Here is a 15,233-nt window from a genome sequence, read left to right on the forward strand (position 1 = left end):
TTCCCGTGCCCTGACCGGCCGGATCGCCCACCTCATAGCCGAGATGCTCCGTCATCTCGACCTGCAGGACACGTTCGAGGACAGCCTTCGTCATCTGGTTCAACAGGCCATCGACGCCGTCGATCGGTGTTCCGGTCGCTTTCGCGTCCTTCAACAACGTGTCGATCGCCTCCGGTGCGAAAGCATCGGCGATCCTCTTCGCCGCCGCTTCGTCTTTTGTCCGAAGCGTCGTGCTCTGTGTCATTCGGTGTCCCTTTCCAACCTACCCGATCAAGGTAGATCGATCCTGGTCCACCTCCGGCTTACACAGTCGTCATGACACGCCCGCAGATGGGCGTCGTCTGCTGCGGCAGTGGGCGGGCCGATCGCACCATCCAGGTCGACGTCGGCCATCTGATCGAACTGGTCAAGCCGATCTTCGGCGAGCTGTCCCGGTGAGGGTGAGCCCCTCTCACCCTTGACGTCGCCCCGATCGCCGCTCGCCTACTCCCCGTCACCGCAGGCGATCCGGCCAAGAACCCGACCAGGGAAGATCTCANCGGGCGACGACAGGCCCGGCAAATTCGTTGCGGTAAGTGACGGCCATCCGTTTCCCCTCCGTCGTGGGCCGTTCACCTGCGCATCGGACGCTACCTACGTAACGACGAACCGGGAACCAGCCATCTCCCGGAACGGACGTACCTGGACTAGCCGTCCTCACCCTCTCAAGGAGCATGCCCGTGGCTCGACCACGCCTGCCTCGACCACGCCTGCTACGCGCCGCCGCCGCGGTGACGCTGGTGGCGGCGCTGGCCGCCGCGTGCGCGACGGACTCGTCCACCTCCGACTCCGCCCAGGCCCCGGCCGGCGCGACCGGCACGATCCCGCAGCTCGCCGCCGACCAGAAGGTCTCGATCGTCTTCGAGAGCTACAACCTGCTGAGCACCGGCACCTGGAAGCCCGTAATCCAGGGCCTCATCGCGCAGTTCGAGAAGGAACACCCGAACATCACCGTCAAGGGCCAGCCCCCGCAGGGGGTGACCACCGGCAACGAGTACACCACCAGCATCAAGAACCAGGTGCTGGCCGGAAACCCGCCGGACGTCGGCCAGATCACCTTCAACGCGCTGCGGTTCGCCGCCACCAGCCTGGGCGCGGCGCCCATCGACACCCTCGTCGGCAAGGACGCCCTCGCCACGAACTACGGCGGCGCGCACCCCTACGCCCCGGCCGTGCCGAAGCTCGGTGAGGTCGACGGCCGCACCTACGCCGTCCCGTACGTCTTCTCGACGCCGGTGATGTGGATCAACAAGACGCTGTTCGCCCAGGCCGGTCTCGACCCGGCGAACCCGCCGAAGACCTGGGCGGACGTCAAGGCCGCGGCGCTGGCCATCAAGGCGAGGACCGGCAAGGAGGGCATCGAGGTCAACTGCCTGACCAAGCAGACGGTGGACTGGTGCTGGCAGTCGATGGTGCTCTCCAACGGCGGCCGGGTGATGGCGCCGGACGCGAGCAGGCTGACCTTCGCCGACGCGCCCGCCGTCGAGACCGTCTCGATGTCGCAGGACCTCGTCCGCAGCGGGGCGATGCCGAACCTCGACCAGCAGCAGGCACTCAAGGCGTTCAGCAGCGGGCAGCTCGGCATGATGGTCGAAAGCAGCGCCGTGCAGGCCGCCCTGATGGCGGGCGCCAAGGCGAACAACTGGGAGCTCGGCGCCACGGGTGAGCCGGGCTTCGGCTCGAAGCCCGTCGTCCCCACCAACTCGGGCTCGGCCCTGGCCATCTTCAGCAAGGACCCGGCCAAGCAGCGCGCCGCCTGGGAACTGATCAAGTTCCTCACCAGCGACTACGCCTACACCCAGATCTCCTCGAAGATCGGCTACCTGCCGCTGCGCACCGGGCTCATCGACGACCCGAACGGCCTGCAGGCGTGGGCGAAGGCGAACCCGCTCATCAAGCCCAACCTCGACCAGCTCACCCGGCTGCAGCCGTGGGCGGCCTTCCCCGGCGACAACTACCTGCAGATCCAGGACACGATGATGACAGCGGTCGAGGGCGCCGTGTTCAGCGGCAAGGACCCCGCCTCCACCCTGGCCGGCGCCCAGAAGCAGGCCTCCGACCTCATGCCGGCCCGGTGAGCCCGATGACCACCCAGGCCCCTCCCACCCCCGACTCCCCCGACTCCGCTGCCACCCCCGACTCCGCTGACGCGGAGGCGATCGCGGCGCCACCGACGCGACGCGGCCTGCCGCTGCCCGGCACGATCAACCTGCGTGACGTCGGTGGTTACCCGGCCGCCGACGGCCGGACGGTCCGGTGGCGCACGCTGCTGCGCTCCGGTGCCCTGCGTGGCCTCGACGGGCGCGGCCGGGCGGTGCTCGCCCAGATCGGCCTGCGCACCGTCGTCGACCTGCGCGAGGACGCCGAGGTCGAGCACGACCCGGACGCGCTCGGCCGGCTGCCCGCCACCCACCGCCGGGTGCCGATCTTCACCCTGCCCGCCGCGGCGCAGGCTGCCGTGGGCCGAGTGGCCGACGGTGACGGCGCGGGCGAGTCGGCGGCCGTCGGCGCCGCCGCCGGCATGGCGGCCGTCCGGGCCGCGGGGGCCGACGGCGATCTGGCCAGCGTGTTCGACTTCGCCGTCGACCAGCGCGGCAGCCGCCTCACCGCCGCGGTCGTCGCACTCGCCGCGCCGGGCGCACTGCCGGCGATCGTGCACTGCAGCGCCGGCAAGGACCGCACGGGCCTGGTCGTCGCCCTGGTCCTCGACCTCGCCGGGGTGCCGACCGAGGTCATCGCCGAGGACTTCGCCCTGACGTCCTACTTCCTGCGCGACGAGGCCGCCGCCGCCGTCCTGCGGATGTCGGCCCGGACCTCGGCGGACGGCGCCGCGGTGGCACCGGCCATGCTGGCCAGCCCGCCGGAGCTCATCCTGCGCGCGCTGGACCGCATCCACGCCGGCTTCGGGGACACCCGCTCGTATCTGCTGGCGCACGGCGCGACCGCGCACGCGCTGGACCGCCTGGTCGACGCGCTCCTGGTTGCCCCGCACCCGACCGCCGTCGACTCCGACCATCACGAACTCTAGGGGCCCTCATGTCCAGCTCTCTCGACCCGAGCGACTTCACTCCCAGCCACATCCTCCTCCAGCTCAGCGACACCCACATCGTCCGCGAGGGCGAGCTGCTCCACGGCAAGGTCGACTCCCACGCCGGGCTGCGCACGGCCCTCGAGCAGATCGAGGCCTCCACCCTGAAGGTCGGCGCGCTGCTGCTGACCGGCGACCTCGCCGACAGCGGGGACCTCGTCGCCTACCAGCGCCTGCGTGACCTGGTCGAGCCGGTGGCCGAGCGGCTGGGCGCACCGGTCCTCTACGCCGTCGGCAACCACGACTCGCGGGGTCCGTTCNGGGCGGGGCTGCTCGGCGCGGAGCCCACCGAGGAGCCCTACGACTACGTCCACTGGGTCGACGATCTGCGGATCATCGTCCTGGACACGACCGAACCGGGCGAGCACGGCGGCTTCCTCAGCACCGCCCAGTTGCGCTGGCTCGCCGACGAGCTGGCCACCCCGGCGCCCGGTGGAACGGTCCTCGCCCTGCACCACCCGCCCGTGCCGTCGCCGATCTCCATGGTGAACAAGTACCTGCTGGCGGAGCCCGCGAACCTGGCCGACGTGCTGGCCGGCACCGACGTCCGGATCGTCCTGACCGGCCACGCCCACCACTCCTCCGCCGGGGTGATCGGGGGCGTGCCGGTCTGGGTTGCCGGCGCGACCGCCTACAGCGCCCGCACCCTCGGCCCGGCCGACCGGCTGACCGGCATGGTCGGCGGGGAGTACACCCGCGTCGACGTCTACCCCGACGCCGCCACCGCGATCCCGCTGACCCCCACCGAGGTCATCTACGACGTCACCCTCGACGAGATCGCGCAGCTCAGCGCCGCCCACTGAGCCCCGCGTGGTCCACGGGGCCCGGACGGCATCGCCCGTGCGGGCCCCACCCCCGCGCCGTCGAAGGTTCGCGGGGATGTCTACCCGTCCGTATGTGCCGAGCGCCCCATCGACGATGATGGACCGGAACGGGGGTGGGGGATGACGAGGGGCGAATCACCGGAGCAACGGCCGGATCCCCGGCTGCCGCGCGGTCCCGACCGGGACGCGCAGGTCGACCCGCGGCGCGCCGACGACATCGCCGCCCGGCTCGCCGCCGAGGAGGCCGGCGAGGAGGCCGGGGAGGAGACGCTCATCGCGCCCGCCGGCTGGCTGCCCGCCGGCCCACCGCCACCGCTGCCACCCGCCGGACCCTCCTCCGTGCCGGCCTGGCAGCAGGTGCCGGCCTGGCAGCAGGGCCCGCCCCCGCCGCCGGCGCCCATTTACGGCGGTCCGCCCCTGCCGCCGGCGGTGATCTCCGGCGGTCCGCCCCCGCCCCCGGCGCCGGCGCCGGTCTATGGCGGTCCACCGCTGCCGGCGTGGGACGACGGAGGTCGGCCCCCCGCTCGGCGTGGGCGGGGCTGGCTGCGCCGGCTGTTCCGGCGGTGAGCCCGTTCGGCGCCGCCGCAGGTCGGGCCGCCGCAGGTCCGGCCGCCGCGGCTCGGGCCGCCGCAGCCCCGGCCGCCCGGTCACCGGCCGGGAGCCACCCGGACGCGGTGCGGGGACGGCGGCGGACCTACGCCGTGTGGGAGCTGACCCTGGCGTGCAACCTGGCGTGCGGGCACTGCGGCTCGCGCGCCGGGGCCCGGCGTCCGGCGGAGCTGTCCACCGCGCAGGCCCTGGACGTGGTGGCCCAGCTCGACGCGGTCGGCATCGACGAGGTCACGCTCATCGGCGGGGAGGCGTTCCTGCGCCGGGACTGGCTGACGATCGCCGCCGAGATCACCCGCCGGGGAATGGGCTGCACGGTCACGACCGGCGGGTACCGGTTGAGCGCGGCGATGGCGCGCGGCCTGCGGGCGGCGGGCGTCACCCAGTGCTCGGTGTCCGTGGACGGCATGACCGCGACCCACGATCGACTTCGTGGTCGGGTGGGCTCGTGGGAGTCGTGCTTTCGGACGATGGAGCGCCTGCGGTCGGCCGGGGTCGAGGCGACCTGCAACACGCAGATCAACCGGCTGACCGCGCCGGAGCTCCCGCGGCTCTACCAGCGGCTGCGCTCGGCGGGCGTCGTCGCCTGGCAGTGGCAGCTCACCGTCCCGATGGGCAACGCGGCCGACCACGCCGACCTGCTGCTCCAGCCGGTCGAGCTGCTCGAGGTGTTCCCGGTGCTCGCCCGGATCGCCCGGCGCGCCAGCCAGGACGGCGTCCGGATCCACGCCGGGAACAACGTCGGCTACTACGGTCCCTACGAGCGGCTGCTGCGCTCCCCCGAGGGTTCGGCTTTCTGGACCGGCTGCCAGGCCGGGCTGTCCACCCTCGGCATCGAGTCGGACGGCACGATCAAGGGTTGCCCGTCGCTGCCCACCCGGGACTATGCCGGCGGGAACATCCTCGACCGCAGCCTCACCGACCTGCTCCGCGACGCCCCCGAGCTCGGCATCAACCTGACGGCGGGCACGGCGGCCGCGGCCGAGAACCTGTGGGGCTTCTGCCGCGGCTGCACCTACGCGGACGTCTGCCGCGGCGGCTGCACCTGGACCGCCCACACCTTCTTCGGTCGCCCCGGCAACAACCCCTACTGCCACCACCGCGCGCTGACCCACCAGCGCGCCGGCCGGCGGGAACGGCTGGTCCAGACCGCCCCGGCACCCGGCGAACCGTTCGACCACGGGCTGTTCTCGCTTCTCGAGGAGGACCTGGACACGCCCTGGCCCTCGACCGAACGGCCCTGCCTCACCGCCGCGGACATCCGGTGGCCCGCCGACTGGGTCGACTGACGCCCCGCCCACGCGCCGGACGAGCCACCCAGGGAGGATGATCCCGGCGATGCAGTCCGTATTAGGGTGATTCGCGGGAATCATTTGCATACATGAGGGAGGTCGCGCGTGACCGGTGGGAAGCCGCACGAGGCCGGGGTCGACGGCGCGGGGGGTGCGACGTGGCGGACGACCCTGGGCGGTGCGCACAGCCCGATCGATCTGAGGACCGACCAGCCGCATTCGGCTCGGATGTACGACTACTACCTCGGCGGCAAGGACAACTTCCCCGCCGACCGGGAGGCCGCCGAGCAGGCCCTCGCCGCCTTCCCGAACGCCCGCGTCGCGTCCCACGCGAACCGGGCCTTCATGGTCCGCACCACTCGTCACCTGGCCGGCGAGGCGGGGGTCCGCCAGTTCCTCGACATCGGCACCGGCATTCCCACCAGCCCGAACCTGCACGAGGTGGCCCAGTCCGTCGCACCGGACGCCCGGGTCGTCTATGCCGACAACGATCCGATCGTGCTCACGCACGCCCGCGCGCTGCTCACCAGCACCCCGCAGGGCACGACCACCTACCTCGACGTGGACCTGCACGACCCCGAGAGCATCCTGGCCGCCCCGGAACTGCGAACGGCCCTCGACCTCACCCGGCCGGTAGCGCTCTCCCTGATCGCCATCATGCACTTCATCCCGGACGCCGACGATCCACGCGGCCTGTTGGGCCGGCTGCTGCGGGAACTGCCGTCGGGCAGCTACCTGACCCTCACCCACGCCACCGCCGACCACGACGAGGGGATGGAACGGCTCGCCGCCGCCTACCGGGCCGGTGGCATCCCCGCACAGGCGCGGACCCGGGCCGAGGTCGCCCGCTTCTTCGACGGCCTGGAGCTGCTCGATCCCGGCCTGCAGATCGTGCACCGCTGGCGCCCGGACGGCGCGGCCCCGACCGATCTCACCGACGCTCAGGTCAGCTTCTACGGCGCCGTCGGCCGCAAGCCGTAGTACTGCAACGGCGCTTGGGTGTGGCCTCGCCAGCCGCCCCTTTTACCTGCCCGGCGCGCACGGCGGCCCGGGCGGGCAGGCCGGCGATCAGCTGGTCCGTGCGTTCCTGCCGCAGCAGCGCCGGCCCTCAGCCGTCCTCGGGGCGGACCCAGCATCGGACGACACAGTCCACTGGTTGAGGGAGCGGGAATACTGCACGACTTGAACAACACGCGATATTTAACGGACTTGCCGGAGCCCCGGTTGGATAACAGCACTCCACCAGTCAACTGAGAGTCATCCGCACGAGATGCGCCATTCCCCGACCGCCACCACCTCGGGCCCCGGCGGCGCTGGTTGGGGGATGAACAGCGCCGCGGTCCGGACCGCAGTGTCGCGTGCCCAACGGCCGGTGGTGAGAACGCCGAGTACGGCAATGGCCAGCCCACAGCCAACCATGATCCACCAGGAGGGCGCGCTGGTCGGGTCGATAGTCACGCCGGAACCACCCGCGGCGTGATGCGCGGCTACCGAGCCGAGGACCGCGACGCCGAGCGTCATGCCGATCTGTCGGCTGGTACCGGCGACCGCCCCCGCGACGCCTGCCTGGGCGAGCGGCATCCCGGATACCGCCACATTCGTGGTCGGGGCGCTGACCATCCCGAACCCGGCGCCGAAAAGCACGTACGCGCAGATGACCGGCGCGAGGTCGGTATACGTGCCCAGGAAGGACAGGATGACGCCGCTGACTGATATCGCGATCCCGGCGAGGATCAATGATGGCCGGGGGCCGTGGCTGGCCACGAGTCGACCGGAGATCAGCGGCATNACCGCCGCGAGGGCCGCCATCGGTAGCGTCAGCAGTCCGGCGTGCATGGCCGAGTAGCCGCGCACGGCCTGCAGGTAGAGCGTGTTCAGGAACAGGAAGCCGCCCATCGCCGCGTAGGCGCAGACCGCGATGGCGGTGGCCCCGGAAAACGGAGCGCTGCGGAAGAACCGCACGTCCAACAGGGCGTCCTGGCGCCGCCTCTCACACCCGACCAGCCCAGCCAGGGCGAGGGCCGCGACGAGGAACAGGACGATCGTCCGCGGGGCGGCCCAGCCGGCGTCCGGCGCCTCGATGATCGCGTAAGCGAGGGTGCCGAAGGTGACGGCGACCAGCACCTGGCCCGCCGGGTCGAACCGCCGGGCCCGCGGCGCCCTCGACTCGGGCAGGTACCGACCGGTGAGCATCATCGCAATGACGCCGACCGGCACGTTGATCCAGAAGATCGACCGCCAGCCGGCCGTGTCGACCAACAGCCCGCCGAGAACCGGTCCCAGCGCCAGGCTCAGGCCGACCACCCCGCCCCACAGGCCGATCGCGCGCGCCCGCTCCCGACGCTCGGTGAAGGTGTTCGTGATGATCGCCAGCGCGACGGGGTTCAGCATCGACCCGCCGACCGCCTGGATCATCCGGAACGCGATCAANCAGCCGAGACCCGGCGCCAGACTGCACAGCAACGACCCGAAGGAGAACAGCGTCAGCCCGGTCCGGAACACGCGCCTGCGCCCGAACCGGTCGCCCATCGAGCCCGAGAAGAGCAGCAGACTCGCCAGTACGAGGCTGTAGGCGTCCACCGTCCACTGCAGCCCGGAGTCGGCGGCATGCAGATCACTTTTGATCGACGGCAGGCCGACGTTGAGGATCGTCGCATCCATCGCGACGACAAACGCGCTCGAGCAGCAGATCGCCAACACCACCTGCCGCCGGCCGGCGCTCAGCCCGGCCGACACCGCGCCACCAGAGACACCGGGAGTCCCGTCGCCAGCTAGCCGCGACATCGACACCATGAGCGCTCCGATCGTTGCGGGAAGAAAAACAACCGAGGTCGAGCGCTGGGACCACATTCCAGCAACGCTCAACTCTCTCGACAACCGACGGGAGCGCGATCCGACTCTGCGGCCGCGGTCGACGGCATCGCGGACAATATGCGCTCGCCCTGAAACTGCGGCTGGACGATGCACGGAAACTTTCGGACGATACGCGGAACCTTTCGACGACCTGCGATTCGTGAAGAAGTTTACTTCGACGTCATCCGCCGTTCCACCCACATCGGATTACAGCGGCCGCTCCGCGGACAAGATCGGTACAACTGAGGAACTACACGCTGCAGCCTCCGACCTGACTGGACTTTCCGCCTTCGGCCCGCCGGATTACCTGGAGGGGCTCGAGGTGGTCTTGACGTCCTACGAGCAGGAGGCTGACCTGACTCCGGACGGCGGCCAAATGGTCCGCGGCAATCTGTGCGACATCCTGGTTGCAATCGCGTCGCCCACACGGTCGAGGACTGCTCGCAATTGATCCGCCAGTCAATGCCCACATTTCTATTCGAGTACACCGCGCACCTGCGACCTACGCCGCGTGGCTGGCGGACCAAGACCGGGCCGGACGCGACCCAGCCAGGTTCTACGACGTCGAGTGCGCGGACTTCACCGCCGACCCGCTGGCCACCGTCGCCGATATCCGCCGTTTCTGCGGATGGGACCTCCCCGCTGAGGCCCCCCGGCCATGTCGGCCGTACTGGCCGAGGAGGACCGCCTGCGTGCTCACCGCTACGACCTGGCGGACTACGGCCTCCGCGCCGAGGAGGTCAACACCCGGCTGGGCGCGCTGATCCGAGGCCGGAAGGGATGCGACGCGCCATTGCCTCTGGCCTAGGACGCGCCGCGAGCCCTAGGACGCGTCGGCGGCCGGCCTGCGCGAGCGGATGAGCTGTTCCTGCGCGATCGCGAGGATCAGATTCCCCGCGGCGTCCCGGACCGAGCCGGAGTACAGCCCGAGCCCGCTGGCGGCGCTGCTGGGCCACATCTCCAGGGTCATCCCGTCGTCGGCCCGCGCCGGGGCGTGGAACCAGATCGAGTGGCTGACGCTGGATTCCGTGCTGGCGATGCCGGGATCGGCGAGTTGGCCGAAGCCGGTGCCGATGTCGGACATGTAGGCGATGGCGCAGGTGTGGGTCAGCCAGTCGTCCGACAGCGGGCCGACGGGGAGGATCTCGGCGTGGTCCGGGAAGAAGAACCGGTCGCCCTGCTGGTGGCGGGGGGTGAACTCGCACAGGTCGAGCAGGAGCATCCGGTGCTTGTCCGGCGGCTCGGTGTAGGTGCGCCCCAGCCGCGGCACCGCGTCGAGGACGAAGTCACCCGTGCCCCGGGTGAACGACGTGACCATCGAGAAGATCACCTTGTCGTCCTGGAGGGCGACGACCCGGCGCGCCGAGAAGGAGCGGCCGTCGCGGTCGCGGTCGACGTGCAGCGCGACCGGAGCGTCGAGCCGTCCGGCCCGCAGGAAGTAGCCGTGCAGCGAGTGCGGCCGGCGGTCGGGCTCGATCGTCATCGCCGCCGCACGCAGAGCCAGGGCGAGGATCTGGCCGCCGTAGAGCGGGTAGCCACCGGTATCGACCAGGCTCACCGACTGGAAGTCATCCTCGCCGACCCGAACGATCTGCAACGCCTGCTCGAGGGTCTGGGCGACGGAATGCCCGCTCACCTGCTCATCACTCGCACGGGACCGACGTTCCCACAGCCGCTGGCGAGACAGCAACAGTTGTCGAAGCCGTAGGACGAAGCCGACACGGCAGCGACCCCGGCACCGACTCGGCCGAGGGCCGGTGAACGCCGGGGACGCGGTCGCCGACCGCGCGGGGGTCCGATCAGTTCTTGATCGATTTCTCCGGGGATGTCGTCACCACCGTTGATTATCTTGAACGCATCGGCGGCAGCCGCGCGCATTCCCCATCTGTCGACCGAGAAGGTGGAGAATACTGGGCACACCGATCCTCCTCGTGCGGCCGGTGCGCCGCCCCTCGTCGATCTGGAGCAGGCGTGGCACCCGAATCGATGGTCCACACATCCATGATCCACACATCAATGATCCACATTGAGAGCGTCGAGTGGGACGACCCGGTGGCGGTGACACTGCGCGACGCGATGGCCGCGGAGATGCGGCTGCGCTATGCCGACCGGCTGGCCACCCGGCCGCCGACCCCTGACCGGGGCATCGAGGCCGAGACGGTCGCCTACACCGGTGTCGCCTACACCGCCGACCGGCTGCCCGTCGGGCATGCCGCGTTGCGCTGGCTGGGTGACGACCTGGAACTCAAGCGCCTGTACGTCCTGCCCGCCCACCGCGGCCGCGGGGTGTCGGCCGCGCTGCTGACGGCGGTGGAACACGCGGCGCGGCACCTGGGCGCGGGACGGATCGTGCTGCAGACCGGGGACCGGCAGCCGGACGCGGAGCGCGTGTACGCCAGAACCGGTTACACCCGCATCCCGATCTTCCCCCCGTACGAGGCGCTGACCCACTCCCGCTGTTTCCAGAAGATCCTCGCCGGTGCGGACGCGCACGTGTCATGACGGTCCACGAGTCGGTCCTCGACGCGATCGGCGAGACTCCGCTGTTCCGGCTCACGCGGCTCGGCCGCGGGATCGCGACCCCCCTCTACGCGAAGGCGGAGTTCCTCAACATCGGGGGCAGCGTGAAGGACCGGGCCGCGTTGTCGATGGTGCTCCAGGCCGAACGCGACGGGCTGCTGCGACCGGGTGGGACGATCGTCGAGGCCTCGTCCGGCAACACCGGGATCGGCCTGGCGATCATCGGCCGGCAACGAGGTTACCGGGTGATCGTCGGGGTGTCGGACCGATCGGCCCGGGAGAAGGTCGACATTCTGCGGGCCTACGGCGCCGAGGTCGTGCTCGCCCCCACCAGGCTCGCCAGACAGCATCCGGATCACCTCTTCCACGTCGTGCGCCGCCTGGTGGACGAGATTCCGGGCGCCTGGCTGGCGAACCAGTACGACAACCCGGCGAACCCCGCGGCCCACCTGCGCACGACGGGCCCGGAGATCTGGCGGCAGACGGGCGGACGGGTGACGCATTTCGTGGCCGGCGTCGGCACCGGAGGCACCATCAGCGGCACGGGCGAGTTCCTCCGACAGGCGTCGGGGGGGACGGTCACGGTCGTCGGGGCCGACCCTGAGACGTCGGTCTACTCCGGCGGTGACGGCAGCGCCTACTACGTCGAGAGCATCGGCCATTTCCTGCACCCCGACACCGCGGAGGACGTCTGGCCGCAGTCCTACCACCGCGAGGCGGTCGATCGGTTCGAGCGGATACCGGATCGGGAGTCCCTGCTGACCGCGCGGCGGCTGGCCAGCGAGGAGGGGCTGCTCGCCGGCCCGTCGTCGGGTACGGCCGCCGCCGCCGCGCTGCGGGTCGCCCGCACTCTCGGCCCGGATGATCTCGTCGTGGTCCTGCTGCCCGACTCGGGCCGGTCCTACCTGTCGACCGTCTTCAGCGACGACTGGCTGCGGCGGTGGGGGTTCCTGGACGACCCCGCCGGCAACGGCCCCGACAACGCCGACGGCACCGACGGCACCGTGCGTCAGCTCCTCGACCGCCTCCCCGGCTGGGCCGACCGCCTGGTCGCGGTCTCCTCGCGGGCCAGCGCCGGCGCTGTCGTGGCCGGTCTGCCCGGGTCGGCGGTGGCCGTCCCGGTCGTTCTTCCCCGCGCCGAGCGCCGGCACGGACTGTCCGCCACCGAGATCCTCGGCTGGGTCGAACCCGCCGCGCTCGGGGCGGCGATCGCCGCGGGCAGGATCTCCCCGGACAGCCCGGTGCTGGATCACCTCGGCGACCCGCTCCCGGCCGTCGGCGGCGGCCAGACGATCTCCGAGGCCCGCTCCGCGCTCGGCCCGCGCCACGCCGCCGCCGTCGTCCTGCGGGACGGCCGCGCCGTCTCCCTCATCACCCGCGACGAGCTGGACGCGGCAATCCGGTAGGAAACCACCGATACCCGGCCGGGCGCCCCTGGTCGCCGGCCTTCCCCTGGGCCATCACGAGAGGACATCTATGACGATCACCGCGCGGTACGCGGATCCGGCGGCGACGCTCCACGTCACCAGCGAGACCGTGACGCTGCAGCTCGCGCATCGGTCGGTGCGCAGGTTCACGCCCCGGCCGGTCACCGACGACGAGCTGGCGGCGCTGGTCGCGGCCGCCCAGTCCGCGTCGACGTCGTCCAACCTGCAGGCGTGGAGCGTGGTCGCCGTGCGGGATCCGCAGCGCAAGGCCCGGCTCGCGGCGCTGGCGGGCAACCAGCGGTTCATCAGCGAGGCACCGCTGTTCCTGATCTGGATCGCCGACCTGAGCCGGGCGCATCGACTCGCCGACGGCGCGGGCGCAGACAGGGTGCCGGAGGGCACCGACTATCTGGAGTCGACGATCCTCGGCTTCGTCGACGCCGCCCTCGCGGCGCAGAACGCCGTCGTCGCGGCCGAGTCGCTCGGCCTGGGCACGGTGTTCGTCGGGGCGGTCCGCAACCATCCCGAACAGATCGCGGCCGAGCTGGGCCTGCCACCGCACGCGGCGGCGGCGTTCGGGCTCGCGGTCGGCACGCCCGACCCGGCCGAGCACGCCGGGATCAAGCCGCGGCTGCCGCAGGCCGCCGTCCTGCACCACGAGCGGTACGACGCCGCCACGGCCGACGCGCACATCCCCGCCTACGACGAGCGGCTGGGTGCGTACAACGCCCGGCACGGCCTGCCCGGTTCGTGGAGCGAGCGCGTGCTGGCCCGGCTGGCCGGCCCGCAGTCGCTCTCCGGCCGGCACCGGTTGCGGGAGGCGCTGGCGAACCTCGGCCTGCCGTCCCGCTGACCGCATCCACCAGAGGGGCGACTGCCCGGTCTCCACAGCCATCGGCCCGGCGGAGACGTTCAGGCCACGTTCACCGTTCTCGAACTACTCTCCGCTATGGGCGGGTTGTCGTCCGGTCCGGCGGCGTGAGCGTCGGCGGGCCGCATGAGGACGATGACGAGCAGGCCGGCGAGGATGCCGATGGCTCCGGCGACGACGAAGGTCGCTTGTATGCCGGTCACCGCCGCACCGTGCGCCGCGCTGTCGAGGAACCGCCGCCCGGCGGACGGAGCGGTCAGCAGCAGGGCCGGTGTCTCTCCCCCGGCGATGGCGTGGGCGAGCTGTGCCGCGTCCGGGACGCCGCGGGCGGACAGGCTGCCCTGCGCGCGGGCGGTGAAGACACTGCCCAGCACGGCGATGCCGAAGGCGAAGCCGAGCTGGCGGGTGGTGTTGACCGCGCCGGCGGCCATGCCGCCCCGCTCGGCGGGCACGAGGGACATCGAAACCGAGCCGAGGACCGGCGTCACCAGGCCGACCCCGATACCGATCACGGCGAAGCCCGGCACGAGCTGCGGCCATCCGGCCGATCCGTGGACGAGCGCGGCGGTGAGCAGTCCGCCGAGCCCGATGAACAGCAGCCCCACCCCGATGACCAGATCGGGCCGCCGGCCGTGCAGCACCCGGCCCAGCCCCGCCGAGACACCGAATGCCATGATCGACATGGGCAGGCCGGTGAGTCCCGCCTCGATCGGGCTGAGTCCCAGTACGGACTGCAACCAGATCGAGGTGTAGGTGAACGCGGCGAAGGCCGCGAAGGTCAGCAGGAGTCCGGCGAGCAGCACCCCGACGAACGAGCGGTTGCGCAGCAGCGCGAGGTCGAGCATGGGGTGCTGCGTATGCGCCTCGACCGCGGTGAACACGGCCAGCAGTACCACCGCCGCCGCCAGCAGCCCCCAGATGCCGGGGTCGGACCAGCCGTGCTCGTTCGCGCGGATGAGCGCGTAGGTGGCACCGGCCGCCGCGGCGGTGAAGCTGGTCATGCCCCCGAGGTCCACCCTGGCGCGGGCCGGTGCGTGCGCGTCGACGAGCGTGGTAGAGCACAGCAGGATGGCGACGGCGCTGACCGGCAGGTTGACGAAGAAGATCCAGCGCCAGGACGCGCCCTCGGTGAGAAGTCCGCCCAGGATCGGGCCCACCGCGGCCGAGCCGCCCGCCACCGCGCCCCAGACGCCGTAGGCGCTACCCCGGTCGCGGCCGGTGTAGGCGCTGTTGAGCAGGGCGAAGGTGGTTGCGAACATCGCCGCCGCGCCGACGCCCTGGACCGCGCGCATGGCGATCAGCACACCCGGGTCGGGGGCCAGACCACACATCAGCGAGGAGGCCGCGAAGACCGCGAGCCCGCCGATGTAGGCGCGGCGGTGCCCGACGAGGTCGGCGATCGAGCCGGCGCCGAGCACCAGCGCGGCCACGGAACCTGTCAACCTGTTTGAGGCAGGATGGTGCAGTAATTAGCCGGTGGTCGTGTCTGGTTGGTCTTCGGGGTCGGGGGGCCGGTTGATCCACGCGGGTTGCGGGAGTGCGGGTGGGGTCGGGGGTCGGCGGACGAACCGTTCGGGGTGGGTGGCGTTGTCGAGGACGGCGGCGCGGGCCTGGTGGACCGCGGCGGCCTGGCCGTGGTGGACGGCCGTCGGGGTGAGCAGGCCGATCCCGGAATGACGGTGATGATTGTTGTAGTGGTCGAAGAAGTCC

At 71.6% G+C, this 15,233-nt stretch carries 15 protein-coding genes and 4 pseudogenes; 12 read left to right on the forward strand and 7 right to left on the reverse strand.

Features of this window, described 5'->3' with window-relative positions; genetic code table 11:
- Positions 1–244, reverse strand: a 244-nt coding sequence (locus tag UK82_RS29890) for a transposase (protein ID WP_396230681.1), incomplete at its 3' end; no start/stop codon positions are given.
- A gap of 71 nt (positions 245–315) precedes the next feature.
- Between UK82_RS29890 and UK82_RS41785 the strand changes: the two genes are divergently transcribed.
- From UK82_RS41785 to UK82_RS29920, 8 genes and pseudogenes are all read left to right on the forward strand, one after another.
- Entirely contained in the window at positions 316–438 is a 123-nt protein-coding gene (locus UK82_RS41785; RefSeq protein WP_255354385.1) for a hypothetical protein, read from the forward strand.
- Between the two features lie 275 nt (positions 439–713).
- Complete coding sequence (locus tag UK82_RS29895; RefSeq protein WP_082122367.1) at positions 714–2,117, forward strand: ABC transporter substrate-binding protein; 1,404 nt, start codon at positions 714–716, stop codon at positions 2,115–2,117.
- A gap of 5 nt (positions 2,118–2,122) precedes the next feature.
- A complete protein-coding gene (locus UK82_RS29900) occupies positions 2,123–3,067 on the forward strand; it encodes a tyrosine-protein phosphatase (protein WP_055410763.1) in 945 nt (314 codons plus the stop codon).
- 8 nt (positions 3,068–3,075) lie between these two features.
- Positions 3,076–3,387, forward strand: a 312-nt coding sequence (locus UK82_RS41045; protein WP_236706608.1) for a metallophosphoesterase, incomplete at its 3' end; no start/stop codon positions are given.
- 1 nt (position 3,388) lies between these two features.
- Positions 3,389–3,930: pseudogene (locus UK82_RS41050) on the forward strand (metallophosphoesterase family protein); the annotation flags it as partial.
- Between the two features lie 141 nt (positions 3,931–4,071).
- The gene (locus UK82_RS29910; RefSeq protein ID WP_055410768.1) at positions 4,072–4,518 is read left to right on the forward strand and encodes a hypothetical protein; all 447 of its coding nucleotides are present in this window, start codon (positions 4,072–4,074) and stop codon (positions 4,516–4,518) included.
- Positions 4,519–4,625: 107 nt separating this feature from the next.
- Positions 4,626–5,849, forward strand: a complete 1,224-nt coding sequence (locus UK82_RS29915; protein WP_055410774.1) for a radical SAM/SPASM domain-containing protein — start codon at positions 4,626–4,628, stop codon at positions 5,847–5,849.
- 108 nt (positions 5,850–5,957) lie between these two features.
- On the forward strand, positions 5,958–6,833 hold the full coding sequence (locus UK82_RS29920; protein ID WP_044888627.1) for an SAM-dependent methyltransferase: 876 nt from the start codon (positions 5,958–5,960) through the stop codon (positions 6,831–6,833).
- Positions 6,834–7,109: 276 nt separating this feature from the next.
- On the opposite strand, the gene UK82_RS41055 is transcribed toward UK82_RS29920, so the two are convergent.
- The 3 genes and pseudogenes from UK82_RS41055 to UK82_RS41065 form a co-directional block, all read right to left on the reverse strand.
- Positions 7,110–7,640 (reverse strand): MFS transporter (locus UK82_RS41055; RefSeq protein ID WP_396230682.1); only part of this gene is annotated, 531 nt, incomplete at its 5' end.
- Position 7,641: 1 nt separating this feature from the next.
- Positions 7,642–8,282: pseudogene (locus tag UK82_RS41060) on the reverse strand (MFS transporter); the annotation flags it as partial.
- A 1-nt stretch (position 8,283) separates the two neighbouring features.
- Positions 8,284–8,636: pseudogene (locus UK82_RS41065) on the reverse strand (MFS transporter); the annotation flags it as partial.
- Positions 8,637–9,363: 727 nt separating this feature from the next.
- On the opposite strand from UK82_RS41065, the gene UK82_RS33900 reads away from it, so the two are divergent.
- The gene (locus tag UK82_RS33900) at positions 9,364–9,513 is read left to right on the forward strand and encodes a hypothetical protein (RefSeq protein ID WP_157871752.1); all 150 of its coding nucleotides are present in this window, start codon (positions 9,364–9,366) and stop codon (positions 9,511–9,513) included.
- Positions 9,514–9,528: 15 nt separating this feature from the next.
- On the opposite strand, the gene UK82_RS29930 is transcribed toward UK82_RS33900, so the two are convergent.
- The gene (locus UK82_RS29930) at positions 9,529–10,341 is read right to left on the reverse strand and encodes an acyl-CoA thioesterase II (protein WP_044888749.1); all 813 of its coding nucleotides are present in this window, start codon (positions 10,339–10,341) and stop codon (positions 9,529–9,531) included.
- Positions 10,342–10,721: 380 nt separating this feature from the next.
- Here UK82_RS29930 and UK82_RS29935 point away from each other — a divergent pair, with 380 nt between their 5' ends.
- The 3 genes from UK82_RS29935 to UK82_RS29945 all read left to right on the forward strand — a co-directional run bounded on the left by UK82_RS29935 (position 10,722) and on the right by UK82_RS29945 (position 13,505).
- Positions 10,722–11,207, forward strand: coding sequence for a GNAT family N-acetyltransferase (locus UK82_RS29935; protein WP_236706610.1), 486 nt, complete (start codon positions 10,722–10,724; stop codon positions 11,205–11,207).
- A complete protein-coding gene (locus tag UK82_RS29940) occupies positions 11,204–12,631 on the forward strand; it encodes a pyridoxal-phosphate dependent enzyme (protein WP_055410770.1) in 1,428 nt (475 codons plus the stop codon). Before UK82_RS29935 ends, UK82_RS29940 begins: the two co-directional genes overlap by 4 nt.
- A 70-nt stretch (positions 12,632–12,701) precedes the next feature.
- The gene (locus UK82_RS29945) at positions 12,702–13,505 is read left to right on the forward strand and encodes an NADPH-dependent oxidoreductase (protein ID WP_055410772.1); all 804 of its coding nucleotides are present in this window, start codon (positions 12,702–12,704) and stop codon (positions 13,503–13,505) included.
- Positions 13,506–13,564: 59 nt separating this feature from the next.
- On the opposite strand, the gene UK82_RS29950 is transcribed toward UK82_RS29945, so the two are convergent.
- Together UK82_RS29950 and UK82_RS33905 are read right to left on the reverse strand one after the other, a co-directional pair.
- Complete coding sequence (locus tag UK82_RS29950) at positions 13,565–14,953, reverse strand: MFS transporter (protein ID WP_236706611.1); 1,389 nt, start codon at positions 14,951–14,953, stop codon at positions 13,565–13,567.
- Positions 14,954–14,992: 39 nt separating this feature from the next.
- Positions 14,993–15,233, reverse strand: a pseudogene (locus UK82_RS33905) (IS3 family transposase); the annotation flags it as partial.

This window comes from Frankia sp. ACN1ag, from assembly GCF_001414035.1.
In the GTDB taxonomy this organism is placed as follows: domain Bacteria; phylum Actinomycetota; class Actinomycetes; order Frankiales; family Frankiaceae; genus Frankia; species Frankia torreyi.

What these genes read in the sequence shown, in the direction of transcription:
- UK82_RS29945 (WP_055410772.1), top strand. Translation starts at nt 12,702, where the DNA reads ATGACGATCACCGCGCGGTACGCGGATCCGGCGGCGACGCTCCACGTC.
- UK82_RS29895 (WP_082122367.1), top strand. Translation starts at nt 714, where the DNA reads ATGCCCGTGGCTCGACCACGCCTGCCTCGACCACGCCTGCTACGCGCC.
- UK82_RS29940 (WP_055410770.1), top strand. Translation starts at nt 11,204, where the DNA reads ATGACGGTCCACGAGTCGGTCCTCGACGCGATCGGCGAGACTCCGCTG.
- UK82_RS29910 (WP_055410768.1), top strand. Translation starts at nt 4,072, where the DNA reads ATGACGAGGGGCGAATCACCGGAGCAACGGCCGGATCCCCGGCTGCCG.
- UK82_RS41785 (WP_255354385.1), top strand. Translation starts at nt 316, where the DNA reads ATGACACGCCCGCAGATGGGCGTCGTCTGCTGCGGCAGTGGGCGGGCC.
- UK82_RS29900 (WP_055410763.1), top strand. Translation starts at nt 2,123, where the DNA reads ATGACCACCCAGGCCCCTCCCACCCCCGACTCCCCCGACTCCGCTGCC.
- UK82_RS29935 (WP_236706610.1), top strand. Translation starts at nt 10,722, where the DNA reads ATGATCCACATTGAGAGCGTCGAGTGGGACGACCCGGTGGCGGTGACA.
- UK82_RS33900 (WP_157871752.1), top strand. Translation starts at nt 9,364, where the DNA reads ATGTCGGCCGTACTGGCCGAGGAGGACCGCCTGCGTGCTCACCGCTAC.